This window comes from Aeromonas sp. 601027, assembly GCF_049174455.1.
Taxonomy (GTDB): Bacteria; Pseudomonadota; Gammaproteobacteria; order Enterobacterales; family Aeromonadaceae; genus Aeromonas; species Aeromonas veronii_A.
Window position 1 is genome coordinate 42,479 of the sequence record NZ_JAAKTN010000005.1, and the last position, 16,442, is coordinate 58,920.

Genomic DNA, 16,442 nt, shown 5'->3' on the forward strand with positions numbered 1-16,442 from the left:
CCTGCATGTTCGTTCTCAGACCCTATCAGACCGACGCCGTCAACGCCGTTATCAGCCACTTTCGCAAACACCCGGATCCCGCCGTGGTGGTGCTGCCCACCGGGGCCGGCAAGAGTCTGGTGATCGCCGAGCTGGCCCGCAAAGCGCGCGGTCGGGTGCTGGTGCTGGCCCACGTCAAGGAGCTGGTGGAGCAGAACCACGCTAAATACGAGGCGTGGGGGCTCAAGGCCGATATTTTCGCTGCCGGCCTGGATCGCAAGGAGGCGAGCGCCCAGGTGGTGTTCGGCTCGGTGCAGTCGGTCGCCCGCAATCTGGCGGCCTTCGACGGGGCGTTTTCGCTGCTGATCATCGATGAGTGCCATCGGGTCTCGCTCGATGACGACAGCCAGTACCATCAGGTGTTAGGCCACCTCAAGGCCGCCAATCCCGCCCTCAAGATCCTCGGCCTCACCGCCACCCCCTATCGGCTCGGGCTGGGCTGGATCTACCGGCGCCACTACCACGGCATGGTCAAGAGCCACGGCGAGCGGCTGTTTGGCGACTGCGTGTTCGAGCTGCCCTTGCGTTTTATGGTGAAAAACGGCTACCTGACGCCGCCGCGCATGGTGGATGCCCCCATAGTCCACTACGACTTCAGCAAGCTGGTGGCGAGGGAGAACGGCCTCTTTAGCGAGGCAGATCTCAACGGAGAGCTCAAGCGCCAGCAGCGGGTCACCCCCCATATCCTGAGTCAGGTGCTGGAGTATGCCGCCGACCGGCAGGGGGTGATGATCTTCGCCGCCACCGTCGAGCATGCCCGCGAAATTCACGGTCTGCTGGGCGCCCGAGGCCAGCAGGCAGCCCTTATCACCGGCGAGACGCCGGGGCCGGAGCGCGATGCCCTCATCAGCGCCTTCAAGGCGCGGGAGCTCAAGTTTCTGGTCAACGTGGCGGTACTCACCACCGGCTTCGACGCCCCCCATGTCGATCTTATCGTGATGCTCAGGCCCACTGAGTCGGTCTCCCTCTACCAGCAGATCGTGGGGCGGGGCCTGCGCCTCTCGCCGGGCAAGAGCGATTGTCTGGTGCTCGACTATGCGGGCAACAACTTCAACCTGTTCGCCCCCGAAGTGGGGGAGCCTCGCCCCCACGCCGGTACCGAGCCGGTACAAGTACCCTGCCCCGCCTGCGGTTTTGCCAACACCTTCTGGGGCAAGACCGACGAGGATGGCAAGGTGATCGAGCACTACGGACGCCGCTGTCAGGGGCTGTTTGAAGATGACGAGGGCAACCGTGAAGAGTGCGACTACCGCTTTCGCGCCAAGATCTGCCCCGGCTGTGGCGCGGAGAACGACATCGCCGCCCGCCGCTGCCAGAGCTGCGATCAGCTGCTGGTGGACCCTGACGACAAGCTCAAAGAGGCGCTCAATCTCAAGGATTGTATGGTGATCCGCTGTGCGGGGCTAACCCTCACAGCAGGGCGCGGCAAACAGGGGGAGCGGCTGGAGGTGACCTACCACGATGAGGATGGATTGACCCTCAGTGAATACTTCGGATTTCACTCCCCGGGCGCACGGCGCTTGTTTCAACAGCACTTTGTGCGTCATCATTGGCCCGCCCCGGGGCTGGAGCCCGAATTTGCCACCCTGGCGAGCGTGCTGGCCGCGCAAAGCCAGTTCCGTCATCCCGATTTTGTCATCGCCCGCAAATCGGGTCGCTTCTGGCAGATAAAAGAGAAAATTTTTGATTATGAGGGTCGCTATCGTACCGCCAACTCGATGACATGATGGCGACCGGCATACATGGCATGAATTGCGTTATCCCGTCGATCCCGCATCGGCGGGTTGAATTATCAGGGTCGGCACCACTGCCGGGCCCTTCGTCACGTTAGAGGATGTTATGCAGCGGCTGTTGATTGGTTTTTGTGCTCTCTTTTCTTCTCTGGCGGCTCATGCCGCCCCGCTGACGCCCCCTCAGGGTGGCCAGTACGCCATCATGGTGCAGGGCAATAACGGCGTCGAGTTCGCCCGCCATGCGGATCAGATGATCGCCCCCGCCTCCACCATGAAGGTGCTCACCGCGCTGGCGGCCCGCCTCGAGCTGGGTGCCGATTTCCGCTTCGCCACCGATATTCAGTCCCAGCCGGGCGCCAAACAGGGTGACACCATCAACGGCGATATCTGGATTAACTTCGTCGGCGACCCCACCCTCTCCCGCATGGATCTGCTCGCCCTGTTCAAACAGCTCGGCGTCACCAGCATCAAGGGCAATGTCTACGTCAACACCGGCGCCTACAACGGCTACGAGCGCGGCAACGGCTGGTCGTGGGGAGATCAGACCCTCTGCTTCGCAGCACCTGTCTCCTCGGTCATCATCGACAAGAACTGCGCCTACGCCACCATCACCGCCACCCAGATCGGCAAACCAGCTGTGGGCAATGTGGCCACCGGCGTCCCCATCGGGGTCGGGGCCGACAACGTGGAGGTGATGAGCTATGGCGACATGGCGCGCCAGTTCTGCGCACTGGAAGTGGACATGGCCAAGGGCAACTTCTACGAGCTCAAGGGCTGCATCACCCCGAATAAAGAGCCGCAGGGGCTGCGTTTCGCCATCCACGACGTGGAAGCCTGGGGCTGGGACAATATCCGCTGGGCGATGAACCGGGCCGGTATCAAGCATGATGGCCTGCTGCGGGTCACCCACAAGGCCCCTGAAGGGGCAGAGACGCTGGGCACCCACTACTCGGTCTCCCTGCCGGTGATGCTCGCCAAGATGCTGAAGAAATCGGACAACCTCTACGCCGATACCTTCCTCAAAACCGTGGGCCGTCACTACTACAACAAGCCGGGCAGCTATCGCAGCGGCACCATGGCGGTGCGCGCCATTCTGACCAAGAACGGTATCGATCTGGGCAACGCCACTCTGGCTGACGGCTCCGGTCTCTCCGCTCACAATCTCATCAGCGCCCGTCAGATGATGTCGGTGCTGAACTTCATCCAGAAAAATGATGCCGAGCTTGGCCTGATCAAGCTGCTGCCGAGCTCTCAGGTAGATGGCACCCTGGCGTGGCGCCGCAGTGTCACCGCCCCCATGATGAAGAACAAGGTCCACGCCAAGACCGGCACCATCACCGGCACCTCCAATCTGGTGGGCTTTATCGACACTGCGGGCGGCCAGCGCAAGGCGTTCGTGATGTTCCAGCGCGGCCTGTCCCAAGATCCGGCCACCCATGAGCGCTACCGTGCCAGCAAGGCGCCGTGGCCCTGGACTGTATTCGAGAAGGGGGTGCTGGAGAGCATCTATCAGCAGCAGCCGATCCAGATCGCCGATGAGAGCTGAGCCAATAGGCCCACTCGAATCACGGTATCGATAATTTCGGCTTCAAGTCGCCACGAGGCAGGGCTATGCTGTTGCCTGCCTCATATTAACGGCCATACATAAACGGCTTAAAAAACGGAGAGAAAATATGTTTGCAGTGATTTTTGGTCGCCCGGGTTGCCCCTACTGTGTCCGTGCCGTACAGATCGCCGAGCAGCTGACCGAACAGCGCGATGACTTCAAATTCCGCTACGTGGATATCCATGCAGAAGGCATCACAAAAGAAGATCTGGCCAAGAGCGCCGGCAAGCCGGTCAATACCGTGCCGCAGATCTTCTTGGACGAGCAGCACATCGGTGGCTGCACCGATTTCGAAGCCTACGCCAAAGAGAATCTGGGTCTCTACCAGTAATGCCTGCGGGTCATCCCGAGCGGGTTGACCGCTAGAGCGTATAAAAAATCCGGCGCCATCAGGCGCCGGATTTTTTATTAGCGGAACTCGCACCATCCCTTGTCAGGAAGTCACAGACTGGGGTCAGGGAGTCACAGACTGGGCGGCAAAGCGCGCAATGATGGGGTTGTGATCCGAACTGTCGGTCGCCGGTGAGCTCACCTCGACCAAATCCAGATTGCGGTAGTAGAGGTGATCCAGCGGGCGACCGAAGGCGGTTCGGCGCAAGTCAGGCACCGGCACGGCCTCTTGCAGACCCAGCTCGTCCACCAATTTATTCAGCCAGAACTGGCGCTTGTCGCTCCAGGTGTTGAAATCACCGGCCAGGATCACCGGCCCCTGATGGCGGCGCACCAGCGCAGTCAGATCGTTGAGCTGCTCGCGGAAGGTAGCCATCCCCAGTTCGAAGTTGACCGCATGGATATTGATGACCATGACGCCATCAGGATCGCCCTGCAGCGGATAGAGGCTGACCAGCCCGGATTTGGGGATGCGCAGCAAAGGTTCGGGGGAGCGCACGCCACAGACGAACGCCTGCGGGGTCTTGGCCACCGTCATCACCCCGAACGAGACGCCGCCCTGGGTGAAGGCTTGCAGCTGTTGCCACTGGAAATCACCGGCGCGCAGCCAGTCGAGCATATCGGGACGGGTGGCCGACTCTTGCAGCAGCACCAGATCCTGCCCCTTGGCATAACTGTCCATCCCTTCGCGCCAGTTTTTGCGCTGGCCCTTGTAGAGATTCCACACCGTCACCCCGAATTCACGGGGCAGCGCCGTGGTCGCCAACGCTACCAGCGGCGGACGCTGGCAGTCGAGTCCCGGCACAATCCCTTGAGCTGTGACCAGATGGTTCTGATCCGGCACCTCAAAACAGCCTACCAACCCCAGGGTCAGCAGGGAGGTGCCAAGAATGCGATAACTATTTTTCATTGGCTAACAACCGCCCGCCTTTGCTTTTTGTTGCGACCATCACAAACGTCATCCACGCCGACTAAGCTGATAGTCCCTGTTCCACCCAACCAGAAGGACCTTGTCTCATGGCGAAAGAACTTCGGTACAACGTGACGTTTTATGATCAACAAGGAAATTGTCATCAAGTGGAGCTGTCCACCGTCTACCAGATAAGACGGGACCCTCAATGCGATCTCTGCCTGTTCGACACCCTGCAATATGTGGGCTCGGAAGAGATGCTGGAACGCATGATACGGCAAAAAACCGGGCTTGAGCAGGAAATATCCATCATCAATGCCCGGCTGATTTAATCAGGCACTCACCGGAACCGGGCGGGATTTGCCCTGTTCGTCGATGGCGACATAGGTGAAGATCCCCTCGGTCACGCAGTAACGCTGGGCATCGTTTTCCCGCAGTACCGGCTTGACCCACACCTCCAGCTTGAGCTTCATGGAGCTGCGGCCGATCTTCATGCAGCGGCCGTAGCAGCAGACCACATCGCCCACCTTGACCGGACTGTGGAAGGTCATGCCTTCGACGGATACGGTACAAATACGTCCTTTTGCCAGCTCCTTGGCCATAATGCCCCCACCTATATCCATCTGGGACATGATCCAGCCACCAAAGATGTCGCCATTGGGGTTGGTATCGGCTGGCATTGCCAGGGTTCTCAGCAACAACTCCCCATCGGGGTGACGTTTTGTATCTACCATCATTACCGCCTCTCTCTCATGGATGGCGGCATGATAGGGGGCGATCACCCCCTTGGCAAACCTCAATTGCCCGAGGCGGCGAGCTCGGCAAACCAGTGGGCCGGATCGGGCCAGCGATAGTTGAATCCCATCTGCTGGCAAATCAGCTGACCGTCGATGGGCTGAAATTCACCGGCAGGCTCGATAAAGACCGGAACTGGCAGCCCCTGCTGACGCGCCGCAAAGGGGTAGAACTGCTCGCGGCGCGGATGCACCGGCGCGCTCAGGTTGAAAACATCCCCATCCTTGCCCCGCTCCAGCAGCAGCATGCAAGCCGCCACCACATCGTCCAGATGGACCAGATTGACCGACTGAGCGCCGCCATCCAGCGTTTTGCCCGCAAGGAAACGGCCGGGATGGCGATCCGGGCCATATAGGCCGGAGGGGCGCACTATCATCACCGTCTCGAAACCGGCCGCCAGCACCGCCTGCTCCGCCGCAAGCATCCGCTCGCCACGGGCATGGCGGGGTTGGGGCTGTTCACCTTCTTCTTGACCCGCACCCCATACCGAGGTGGCGCTGACAAACAGCACCCGCCGGGTGCCATTCGCTTTGGCAAGCTGACAGGCCTTTGCCACCGCTTGCGGATAGTCATCGGTCTTGCTGGGCGGTACGCAAATAACCAACGATTCGCAGGGGATGGGCCACGGCGCTTGTTGATCAGCAACGGGCATCCCGGCAGAGCCCATGTTGGCAGAGATGGTCAGCGGATGGGCAGCGATCCCCTCCCCCTGCAGACGGGCCGCCTTCTCGGCGCTGCTGACCGTCACCACCACCGGCTTGCCTGCCGCCAGCAGGGCCCGCGCCAGCGGCAGCCCGAGCCAACCCGCCCCCAGAATACCGATCGTCCCGGCGATATGTTGTTCTGTCATCGTCCCTTCTCCTGCTTGACGCTATTTGCCCCGCAGCTTACCTGCCTTGGTCGGAAAAGGAAGTCTTGGCCAACTCTCCTAGAGCCTACAGATAGACAAATGCCGCCAAGACGGCGGTATCTGTCTATCTGCTAACAACACCCAGATTCATATTTACCCCCACATCACTTCCCTCGCTCGGTCAGCCTGAGGGACAGAGAAAAGAGTAAAGGCTACAATCACAGAACTTAACTCAGAAAATTGTTAGAGATTATTTGATATCGGAGGCATACAAATTGCTCTTTTTTCTGCCAACTTCAATATTTCACGTTGCAGTGGCAGCCGACCAGATAATACAACAGACTGCATACAAGCTAAAATAGCCAGTCCATTTGCATTTTTTAGCACATCATGAATTAGCTTTACTGGATATCCTTCACTATGTCTTCGAATAGGATGGATACCTGCATGTACATAAGAGTTTAAAGCTTTCCATGAATGATCTTTGAAGCGAGAAAGAGCCTTGAATGCTTCTATAGGAGCATCCTTTGCTAGTGCATCCATCATTAGTGACATTTGTGGAATGTTTTTCGCTGCTTGTTCCGACTCTAAAGTCAATTCAACACTCAGCTTTGCTAACTGAGCATCTGAAGCGCTATATAGTAACCAAATGGAACGAACTATCGATTCAAATTGCGATCTATGAACGACAAGAGCAGAAGGTAAATAGCCAAGCTCTAAAGTTACTCTTATTGAATGCCAATGTTCCAATGATAAGCTACATGCCACATCACTAATCACAACGCGTGCTGAATTATCACAAAGCGGACAATTAATAACTTTATACAGCTCTTCCGACAATTTTGTCGACTGTGTAAATATATCCATATATTATTACTCTCCATTATTAACCTAACTCTAAAGATAGACAGCAGACATGCCAACAAATACAACCAAAACAAAATACTGAACAATTAGCATTACGCTCTGCCAAAAGTAATTTACAATCATCCTTTTATGATGAAAGTTCCGATTTTCTTTTGCCTTGCTCATTGATCTGCTCAACGCCAGCTTCATATACCATGGACATAAGTTTTGGAAAGATGAAATGCTTTTCATTAAGTCAAACTCAGATTTTATATCCAGACCATTTCTTTCTGCCATTTTCTCTATGTTTTGAACATGCTGCTCATAATTATCAATTATTGGAATCAAACGTTCTCTTACTTCGATTGAAGTAGAAATGCTAAGCGAACACAACATTGCATAATATTTTTGAAACAATGAGAATAATAATGAGACAGCTAAACAAGAAAATAGGAACTTAAGTTCAGATTGCTCATAAAAATTAGCCATTTTATCGACATTAGTTACTGATAACCCTGCAACAGCCGCACTACCTGCCGCAGCCCAAGTTGATAATTTATCTATAATTGGACTTGTTGAGACTGTTGCCTCAGCCAAAGCACCTACTGAGTCATAATGAACATTCTCATCAGTGATTACTTTCCAATTTTCTAAAGACCTCTCGAACTCTGTCATTTACAGCACTCCTATTTATTATAAATGCCTATATCACACAAGATGAAATTCTTATATATTTTTCCAAGCTCGTTCTAAATCACCAACCACATCATTACCTAGTCTAACACCAAATTGTTAGTTAACTTGAACTTTCTTACATAGAGAATATGACCAACGTACCTTATTTACATATGAAATGTATGTCTTATTAACACCACACATTTATACATCTACAACAAATAAATATATGTGTAAAAATATATATTAACCTTGATAGCCAGATAAAAAGCGGGCCAATGGCCCGCTTGGTTATATTTCACTCACACAATCCTCACACCGGCGGATGGAAATGGCTGGCTTCGCGGGTGGCCATCTCCTCGTAGGTGGCCCACTTCTGCCACGCCACTTGTTGCGCCACCTGCATCAGCCGCTCAGCCTCCTCCGGATGGCTCTGGGCCAGCACCCGATAACGGGTCTCCTCCTGCCGGTATTCAGCAAGGGGAATGGAGGGGCGCAGGCTGTCGAGGCTGAAGGGGTTCTGCCCCGCTTGTCGCAGTACCGGGTTGTAGCGCATCAGCGGCCAGTGACCGGAGGCCACGGCGCGTTTTTGCTGGGTCAGGCCAAACTCCATATCGATGCCGTGGGCGATACAGTGGCTGTAGGCAATGATCAGCGACGGGCCCGGATAGGCCTCAGCCTCACGCAAGGCTTGCAGCGCCTGCTGCGGGTTGGCACCAAAGGCGATGCGGGCAACATAGACGTTGCCGTAGGAGATGGCCTGCAACGCTACATCCTTCTTGGCCAGCGTCTTGCCTCCCGCCGCGAACTTGGCGACGGCACCAAGCGGCGTCGATTTCGACATCTGGCCGCCGGTGTTGGAGTAGACCTCGGTATCCATCACCAGCACGTTCACATCGCGCCCAGAGGCGAGCACATGGTCGAGCCCCGCTGAGCCGATGTCATAAGCCCAGCCATCGCCGCCGATGATCCAGACCGAACGGCGCACCAGCTGATCGATGAGTGACAGCAGCTCGCGGGCCTTGCCGGATTTCACCTCTTCCAGCCGCTCGCGCACTTGCGCGACCCGGGTGCGCTGGGCGCGGATCTCCGACTCCAGCCGCTGCGGGGCGCTAATCAAGGTATCGACCAGCTCGGCGCCCAGCTCCCCCTTCATCGCTTCAAGGGCCGCCACCGCCTGACCGTGATGCTGATCGGCGGTGAGACGAAAACCAAAGCCAAACTCGGCGTTATCCTCAAACAGGGAGTTGGACCAAGCGGGCCCCTTCCCTTCGCCGTTCTTGGCCCACGGGGTGGTCGGCAGGTTGCCGCCGTAGATGGAGGAGCAACCGGTGGCGTTGGCCACCAGCATGCGATCGCCAAACAGCTGGGTCAACAGCTTGAGATAAGGGGTCTCGCCACAGCCGGCGCAGGCACCGGAGAACTCGAACAGGGGTTCGAGGAACTGAGTGCCGCGCACCGTGGAGAAGTCCACCCGCTCGCGGGCAGGCCACGGCAGGCTTTCGAACCAGCGCAGCGCCTGTTTCTGACCAGCCAGATGGGGCGCCTTGTCCATCATGGCGATGGCGCGCTCGCCTTCATGGCTCTCATCCGCTCCTGCCCGCACCGGACAAGCCTGCACGCACTGGCCACAACCGGTGCAATCCTCCGGATAGAGCTGCAAGGTGTAGCGGCTGTCGGGGAAGCCCCTGGCGGTGACGGGCACCGACTGCGCCGCCTCGGGGGCGGTCGCCAACCAGTCCTGATGGTAGAACTTGGCCCGCAGCGCCGCGTGGGGGCAGACAAAGACACAGTTGCCGCACTGGATACAGATATCGGAGTGCCAGATCGGGATCTCGCGGGCGATATCCCGCTTCTCGAAGCGACTGGTGGCGGTGGGGTAAGTGCCATCCACCGGCAACATGGAGACCGGAATAAGATCGCCGCGCCCCGCCAGCATCTCGCCAGTGACGCGCTGGACAAACTCGCTGCCCCCCGGCGCCAACGGCAGCGGATAGTCGCTGATCTGCTCCTCACCGGCCGGGATGGCCACCTGATGGAGATGGGCCAGGGTGTCATCCACCGCCGCGAAGTTGCGCTCAACCACCTCGGGTCCCTTGCGGGCATAGCTCTTCTCGATGCTCTCCTTGATCAGCGCAATCGCCTCATCCCGCGGCAAGATGCCAGCCAACGCGAAGAAGCAGGTCTGCATAATGGTGTTGATGCGATTGCCCATGCCGTTGCGCTCGGCCACCCGATCGCCGTCGATGCAGTAGAGGCGAATATCGAGAGCGCGAATACGGGCACGCAGCCGCTCGGGCAGCTGGTCCCACACCTTGTCCGCCTCATGGGGGGCATTAAGCAGCAGGGTCGCCCCTTCCGCGGCATGTTCCAGCAGATCCACCGACTCGACAAAGCCCCACTGGTGGCAACCGATAAAGCTCGCCTGCTCGATAAGCCAGGGGGCGTCGATGGGCTCGGGGCCAAAGCGCAGGTGGGAGACGGTGCGCGAGCCCGACTTCTTGGAGTCGTAGACGAAGTAGCCCTGGGCGTGGAACCCCTCCAGCTCACCGATGATCTTGATGCTGTTCTTGTTGGCGCCCACGGTGCCGTCGGCACCGAGGCCGAAAAAGAGCGCCCGCACCCGACTGGCGGGCTCAAGATCACCGATGGGGTGCCAGGCCAGACTGAGGCCCGACACGTCGTCCACTATCCCCACGGTAAAGCGCGGACGCGGCGCATCGGATGCCAGCTCCTCGAACACCGCCGCGCACATGGCGGGGGTGAACTCTTTGGAAGAGAGGCCGTAGCGACCGCCACTGAGCCACGGCAGCCGCTTGATAAGGCCGCGCTGCAAGCCATCGATCAGCGCGCTCTGCACATCCAGCAGCAGCGGCTCGCCACCGGCGCCCGGCTCCTTGGTGCGATCCAGCACCGCCATGCGCCGCACGCTCTGCGGCAGCGCATCGAGCAGCGCCTGTACCGGGAAGGGGCGATAGAGGCGAATGACCAGTACCCCGGTCTTGCGATCCTGTTGGTTGAGCCAATCCACTGTGGTGCGGGCGGTAGCCGCCCCCGAGCCCATCAGCACGATCACATCGGTGGCATCAGGCGCGCCGTGGTACTCCACCAGCCGGTAGTGGCGGCCGGTCAGCTCGCCGAGATTGTCCATGCATTGCTGCACCCGTGCCGGCACCGCTTCGTAGAAGGGGTTGACGCTCTCGCGGGACTGGAAATAGGTATCCGGGTTCTGGGCGGTGCCACGCATCACCGGATGATCCGGGTTGAGGGCCCGCGCGCGGTGGGCGCGCACCCAGTCGTTGTCGATAAGGGCGCGAATTTCATCCCGATGCAGGGCGGTGATCTTGTTCACCTCGTGGGAGGTGCGAAAGCCGTCGAAGAAGTGGATGAAAGGCACCCGGCACTGCAGGGTGACGCTGTGGGCAACCAAGGCCAAGTCCTGCGCCTCCTGCACCGAGCCGGAGGCAAGCATGGCAAAGCCGGTGCTGCGCGCCGCCATCACGTCCTGATGGTCGCCAAAAATCGACAGCCCCTGCGCCGCGAGCGATCTGGCCGCCACATGGAACACCGCCGAGGTCAATTCACCGGCGATCTTGTACATGTTGGGCAGCATCAGCATCAGTCCCTGACTGGCGGTGAAGGTGGTGGCGAGCGCCCCCGCCTGCAGGGCGCCGTGTACCGTACCGGCCGCCCCCCCTTCACTCTGCATCTCCACCACAGTGGGAATGTTGCCCCACAGGTTGGTCTGCCCCTCCGCCGCCCAGGCGTCGGCCAGTTCGGCCATGGTCGAGCTCGGGGTAATGGGATAGATGGCACACACTTCACTCAGCTGGTACGCCACCCGGGCCGCGGCTTCGTTGCCGTCGACCATGATCAGTTCATGTTTCATTGGGACTCCTGTGGTTGGCGCAACTCGATGGCGTGACAAGGACACTGGTCGTGGCAGGCGCCGCAGCCGGTGCAGCGCTCGGCATCCACCTGATAGCCCTTGCCCGGCCCCAGCTTCTCGATGGCCTGCTCGGGGCAGCTGCCGTAGCAGCCGTCGCACTCGAAGCAGTTGCCGCAGGAGTAGCAACGCGCCGCCTCGTAACGGGCGGCCACCTCATCCAGCCCACCGATGATCTCGCCAAAGTCGTCCCGCGCCCACGCCGGTTTGACCGGCTGATTGCTGGCGGGCGCGTGGGTCTGGAACCAGAGCTGCAACTGCTCCGGCCCCACCAGCGGGTAGGAGAGCATCTTCTGATAGTGGCGACCACGCAGCCAGGCATCCATGTGGCGCGCCGCCTTCTTGCCATGACCGGTGGCGATGGTAACAGTGCGCTCGGAGGGCACCATATCGCCGCCGGCAAACAGCCCGGCGACATCTGTCATCAGATTGCCCGCCACCTGCACCACCCCCTCCTTGTTGACCCGCACGCCGGGGATGCTCTCCAGCACCGAGAGGTCGACCTCCTGACCGAGCGCCAGAATAAGGGAATCCGCTTCGAGGGTTTCAAACTTGCCGGTGGGTACCGGCTTGCCCTCTGCATCCAGCGCCATCACCTCCACCTCGATATTGGTGTTGTCGAGCTGGCGGATGCTGCGCAGCCAGTTGATCTTGATCCCCTCCTCCTCGGCCTCATCGGCTTCAAAGGCGTGGGCCGGCATATGGTCCCGGTCGCGGCGGTAGATGATCATTGCCTCTTCAACGCCCAAACGGCGGGCGGTACGGGCCGCATCCATGGCGGTGTTGCCACCCCCATAAATCGCTACCCGCCGTCCCAGTTTAGGGGGCGGCAAGCCCTGTTCTTCGGCCAGACTGGCCTGTTCGAGGAAGCTCACCGCATCGAGGATCTTGCCCGCTTCCCGGGCCGGAATATCGACCCGCTTGGCCAGATGGGCGCCGATGGCCATAAAGACGGCGTCAAAGCCCCCCTCGTCGCGCTCACGCAGCACATCCTCCACCTTGTGGTTGAGAGTCAACGTCACCCCGGCAGCCACGATGCGGGCCACCTCCCGATCCAGCACGTCGCGGGGCAAGCGGTAAGCGGGAATGCCAAAACGCAGCATGCCGCCGGCAAGCGGCCCCGCTTCGCGGATCTCCACCTGATGGCCAAGCCGGTTGAGGTGCCAGGCGCAGGAGAGGCCGGAGGGACCGGCACCGATCACCAGCACCTTCTTGCCGCTGGCTGGGGCCGGTGGCGCAGGCAGCCAACCACGGGCCAGCGCCTCGTCGCCGAGGAAGCGCTCGATGGCATGGATGGAGACGGATTCATCCACCTGCCCGCGGTTGCAGGCACTCTCGCAGGGGTGATAGCAGACCCGGCCATGAATGGCGGGCAAGGGGTTCTCTTCGATCAGGGTCTGCCAGGCCGCCTCAAAACGGCCGGCCTGCGCTAAAGAGAGCCAGGCTTGGATATTTTCTCCGGCCGGGCAGGCGTGATTGCAGGGTGGCAGGGCCGGCCGCCAAACGGGTAGCCGGGTACGCACCGGGCCTGTTCCCGTTTTCAGGGAGAGATCCGGCAATGGGGTCATGTCCAGTTGTTTGCTCATACATTGCTTTCTTCTTTTTGTGTGACAGGCCCCACCCGATGGCGCTTGATACCGTGTAGCCGAGGCGGACGGTGGCCGGATGGGGAAGAAGCGAAAGCGTTAGAAACTGGGAACTGAGTCGATAATGGCCGCTTTTTTGTACTGATTAGCGAATCAGGATCAAAAAATGTTGCACTTTATGGTTCATAGAGACCAGAACGTGACTCAAGTAACATCTTCTCCAGCTGACCGCTGGCTTTCAGTTTGGCGAGGCCCCGATTGAAGGTTTTGATCAGCTCGTCAGCGTTGGCACGCTTGCGGCTGATCAACAGGTGACCTTCAACTTTCATCACGGGTTTTGAATGGGTTGCAAAGAGATCGACCGTGCTGGCCGGGTAGAACTGACGCAGGGAGTAGTAGCCGACATCTATGTTCTCCAGGGTCAGGTCGGCGCGGCCGGAGAGCAGCAGATCAAAGCTCTGGCGCAGCCGGGTGACGAACTGCACCTGCAGCGGAACCTGTGCGATGGCTGCAAAAAAATCTGCATTGTAGGTATAGCCACTGACCGCAGCCAGCTTGCGATCCGCCAGATCCTGATAGCCACGCCATTCCAGCGGATCTGACTTGAGATAGAACCAGACGTAGGTTTCGCTCAGGATGGGATCGCTGTAGAGATGGGTTTTGCGCCGCTCGCTCGACTCATACCAGTGGACAGTGCCATCCACCACTCCCTCCTCCGACAAGCGAAAGGCCCGCTTCCAGGGCAGAAACTGGAACTTGACGCTCACCCCTTCACTCCTGAATGCCTCGCTCACCACATGGGGGATAAGCCCCTGATATTTCAGCGTCTCGGAGCAGTAAGGGGGATACTCTCCCGTGGTCAGGGTCAGCTCCTGCGCCCAGAGCCCGTGGCAAAAAAGGCTCCCCGCCAGCAACCAGCTTATTTTCATCCCGATGCCCTCTTGTTCTCTTTTCCCAACTATAGACCGCCCCCTTGAAAGGATTGCCGGATCGCCGGGGAACCGTTATGTTCCCCTTTTTCTAGGCGATCGCGCCGCGTCACAAGGATATGAAGATGCCCAGGCTAGACAGCATTCACCTCTACCCCATCAAATCGACTGCAGGTATGCCGCTGGCTCGCGCCCGGGTGACCGAAGAGGGACTGGCAGGGGATCGCCGCTACATGGTGGTCAAACCGGACGGCACCTTTATCACCGCCCGTACCCATCCCCAGCTGCAACAGGTCGTGGCCACCCCCATCGAAGGAGGCTTGCAACTGCGCTATCCGGGCTTTGAACCGCTCACCCTGCAAGAGGCCGACTTCAGCTGCGCCCCGCAAGCTACCGGAGTCTGGAGCGACCGTTTCACCGCCCTGCACACCGACCCCAAAGCCGATGGGTGGCTGAGCCGGGTGGCAGGGGAAACGGTGCAACTGCTCTGGCTGGGTGAGACCTCTGATCGCTTTCGCGAGAAGACCGGCACCCGGGTCAGCTTTGCCGACGGTTATCCGCTGCTGCTGATAAGCCAGGCTTCCCTTGAGGATCTCAATCTGCGCTCCGATGCGCTGCACCAGATGAGCCAGTTCCGCACCAATCTGGTGGCAAGCAATACCCAGCCCTTCGAGGAGGACAGCTGGGTGCGCATCCGCATCGGCGAAGTGGAATTTAAAGTGGTCAAGCCCTGCAGCCGCTGCATCATGACCACGGTGGAAGCGGGCACCGATCGTTTCAACGCCCTGAAAGAGCCGCTGGCCACCCTTACCCGCTACCGCCGTGGCGAGGATGGCGAGGTCTACTTCGGCCAGAATCTGGTGGCGCTGAACGAGGGCTGGATTGAGGCAGGCAGCGAGATAGAAGTGCTGGAGCGCACCCGTCCGGTGGTCTATCCCGCCGCCGCGCCGAAGAAGCGGGAGCTGGTCTGCATGGCCCGCGAACCGCTGGCGCGGGCTCTGGAGACCTTCTGGTTCGAAGCAGCCGATGGCGAGCCTCTGCCCGACTACCTGCCGGGCCAGCATCTGCCCATCAGCCTCGATATCAAAAATGAACGGATCCAGCGGCGCTATACCCTGAGCTCCACGCCGGATCACCCGGAGCGTTACGGCATCAGCGTCAAGAAGGTGGAGGGTGGCCGCATCTCCCACTGGCTGCACCAGCAGTTGCAGGTGGGTGATCGGCTGCTGGCCGCCAACCCCGCTGGCGATTTTCACCTAGGCCGCGAGCGCAACCTCCTGTTGCTCTCCGCAGGCTCCGGCGTCACCCCCATGCTGGCGATAGCCCGCACCCTGGCGCTACGCGGGGAGCTGGAAGAGGTTCACTTTATGCACCTGTGCCGCAGTGAAGCGGACATTCCCGCCGCCAGCGAACTGTACGCCATGGCGCAGCAGGGCATGACCCTCACCATTATCCTGAGCCAGCCGGACAATCACTGGCAGGGGCTGCAAGGGCGACTCAATGATGAGCATCTGCGACTGGTCAAAGGGTTGGCCGAAAAAGAGGTCTTTATCTGCGGCCCCCACGGTTTTATGGCCGATGCTGCCGCCAAAGTTGCGGCCCTCGGCGTTCCGGCCGCACGGATCAAACAGGAGAGTTTTGGCGGCGCCATTCTCTCGGTGGCCCGCCCCCATCAGGCGGTACAACTGCGTATCGGCGCCCAAGCCTTTACCGGCAACAATCAGGGCACTGTGCTGGATCAGGCCAACAAGCAAGGCGTAGAGCTGCCCTGGAGCTGCCGCGCCGGGATCTGCGGCAGTTGCAAACAGACGCTGATCTCGGGCGAGGTGGATCACCCCGACGCCCCCGCCATCAGTGCCGCCGAGCGGGCAGAGGGCAAAATCCTCACCTGCTGCGCCGTACCGCTCACAGACATCGTCATCAAATAAGGTGATCGAGCCACGAAAAGGCTGGCTGGGCCCCGATCCTGGCCGACCTTTTCCCCCCTGTCGACCCGCGGTTCCTCCATTCTCGTCTCTTTCTCGCCCCGCCTGCGCAACCATGCCGACGATGACTTCTATACTCACAGCAATAACAACAAAACCCCTCCGACGTAGCGGCCTTTGCCGTCTGACCAAGGGGGTTACCCGGTGAGAAT

At 59.4% G+C, this 16,442-nt stretch carries 13 protein-coding genes; 5 read left to right on the plus strand and 8 right to left on the minus strand.

What is annotated here, in order from left to right; genetic code table 11:
- Positions 1-5 precede the first annotated feature (5 nt).
- From G5193_RS08205 to G5193_RS08215, 3 genes are all read left to right on the plus strand, one after another.
- On the plus strand, positions 6-1,766 hold the full coding sequence (locus tag G5193_RS08205) for a DEAD/DEAH box helicase (protein ID WP_266134418.1): 1,761 nt from the start codon (positions 6-8) through the stop codon (positions 1,764-1,766).
- Positions 1,767-1,878: 112 nt separating this feature from the next.
- Positions 1,879-3,318 (plus strand): D-alanyl-D-alanine carboxypeptidase/D-alanyl-D-alanine endopeptidase, encoded by a 1,440-nt coding sequence (gene dacB, locus G5193_RS08210; RefSeq protein ID WP_266134419.1) that lies wholly within the window; start codon positions 1,879-1,881, stop codon positions 3,316-3,318.
- Between the two features lie 94 nt (positions 3,319-3,412).
- Positions 3,413-3,709, plus strand: a complete 297-nt coding sequence (locus G5193_RS08215) for a GrxA family glutaredoxin (protein WP_257493009.1) — start codon at positions 3,413-3,415, stop codon at positions 3,707-3,709.
- Positions 3,710-3,832: 123 nt separating this feature from the next.
- Here G5193_RS08215 and G5193_RS08220 read toward each other — a convergent pair whose 3' ends face one another.
- Positions 3,833-4,678, minus strand: coding sequence for an endonuclease/exonuclease/phosphatase family protein (locus G5193_RS08220; protein ID WP_005337873.1), 846 nt, complete (start codon positions 4,676-4,678; stop codon positions 3,833-3,835).
- A gap of 107 nt (positions 4,679-4,785) precedes the next feature.
- On the opposite strand from G5193_RS08220, the gene G5193_RS08225 reads away from it, so the two are divergent.
- Positions 4,786-5,010, plus strand: coding sequence for a hypothetical protein (locus tag G5193_RS08225; RefSeq protein WP_005344394.1), 225 nt, complete (start codon positions 4,786-4,788; stop codon positions 5,008-5,010).
- Here the strand turns inward: G5193_RS08225 and yciA are convergent, their stop codons facing one another.
- The 7 genes from yciA to G5193_RS08260 all read right to left on the minus strand — a co-directional run bounded on the left by yciA (position 5,011) and on the right by G5193_RS08260 (position 14,305).
- Positions 5,011-5,415 (minus strand): acyl-CoA thioester hydrolase YciA, encoded by a 405-nt coding sequence (gene yciA, locus G5193_RS08230; RefSeq protein ID WP_005337875.1) that lies wholly within the window; start codon positions 5,413-5,415, stop codon positions 5,011-5,013.
- Between the two features lie 59 nt (positions 5,416-5,474).
- Positions 5,475-6,323 carry an NAD-dependent epimerase/dehydratase family protein gene (locus G5193_RS08235; protein ID WP_216954180.1) on the minus strand — a complete coding sequence of 283 codons (849 nt, stop codon included), beginning with the start codon at positions 6,321-6,323 and terminating at the stop codon, positions 5,475-5,477.
- Positions 6,324-6,566: 243 nt separating this feature from the next.
- Entirely contained in the window at positions 6,567-7,190 is a 624-nt protein-coding gene (locus tag G5193_RS08240; protein WP_216954181.1) for a DUF6988 family protein, read from the minus strand.
- 30 nt (positions 7,191-7,220) lie between these two features.
- Positions 7,221-7,844, minus strand: coding sequence for a hypothetical protein (locus G5193_RS08245; RefSeq protein ID WP_421205781.1), 624 nt, complete (start codon positions 7,842-7,844; stop codon positions 7,221-7,223).
- Between the two features lie 313 nt (positions 7,845-8,157).
- Positions 8,158-11,733, minus strand: coding sequence for a pyruvate:ferredoxin (flavodoxin) oxidoreductase (gene nifJ / locus G5193_RS08250; RefSeq protein ID WP_421205782.1), 3,576 nt, complete (start codon positions 11,731-11,733; stop codon positions 8,158-8,160).
- Positions 11,730-13,376: an NAD(P)-binding protein gene (locus G5193_RS08255; protein ID WP_421205783.1), complete on the minus strand. Its 1,647-nt coding sequence runs from the start codon at positions 13,374-13,376 to the stop codon at positions 11,730-11,732. The genes nifJ and G5193_RS08255 overlap by 4 nt, the downstream gene beginning before the upstream one ends.
- A 176-nt stretch (positions 13,377-13,552) precedes the next feature.
- Positions 13,553-14,305, minus strand: coding sequence for a substrate-binding periplasmic protein (locus G5193_RS08260; protein WP_021231119.1), 753 nt, complete (start codon positions 14,303-14,305; stop codon positions 13,553-13,555).
- Between the two features lie 125 nt (positions 14,306-14,430).
- Between G5193_RS08260 and G5193_RS08265 the strand changes: the two genes are divergently transcribed.
- Positions 14,431-16,233 carry an MOSC N-terminal beta barrel domain-containing protein gene (locus G5193_RS08265; RefSeq protein WP_216954187.1) on the plus strand — a complete coding sequence of 601 codons (1,803 nt, stop codon included), beginning with the start codon at positions 14,431-14,433 and terminating at the stop codon, positions 16,231-16,233.
- The last annotated feature ends 209 nt before the right edge of the window (positions 16,234-16,442 follow it).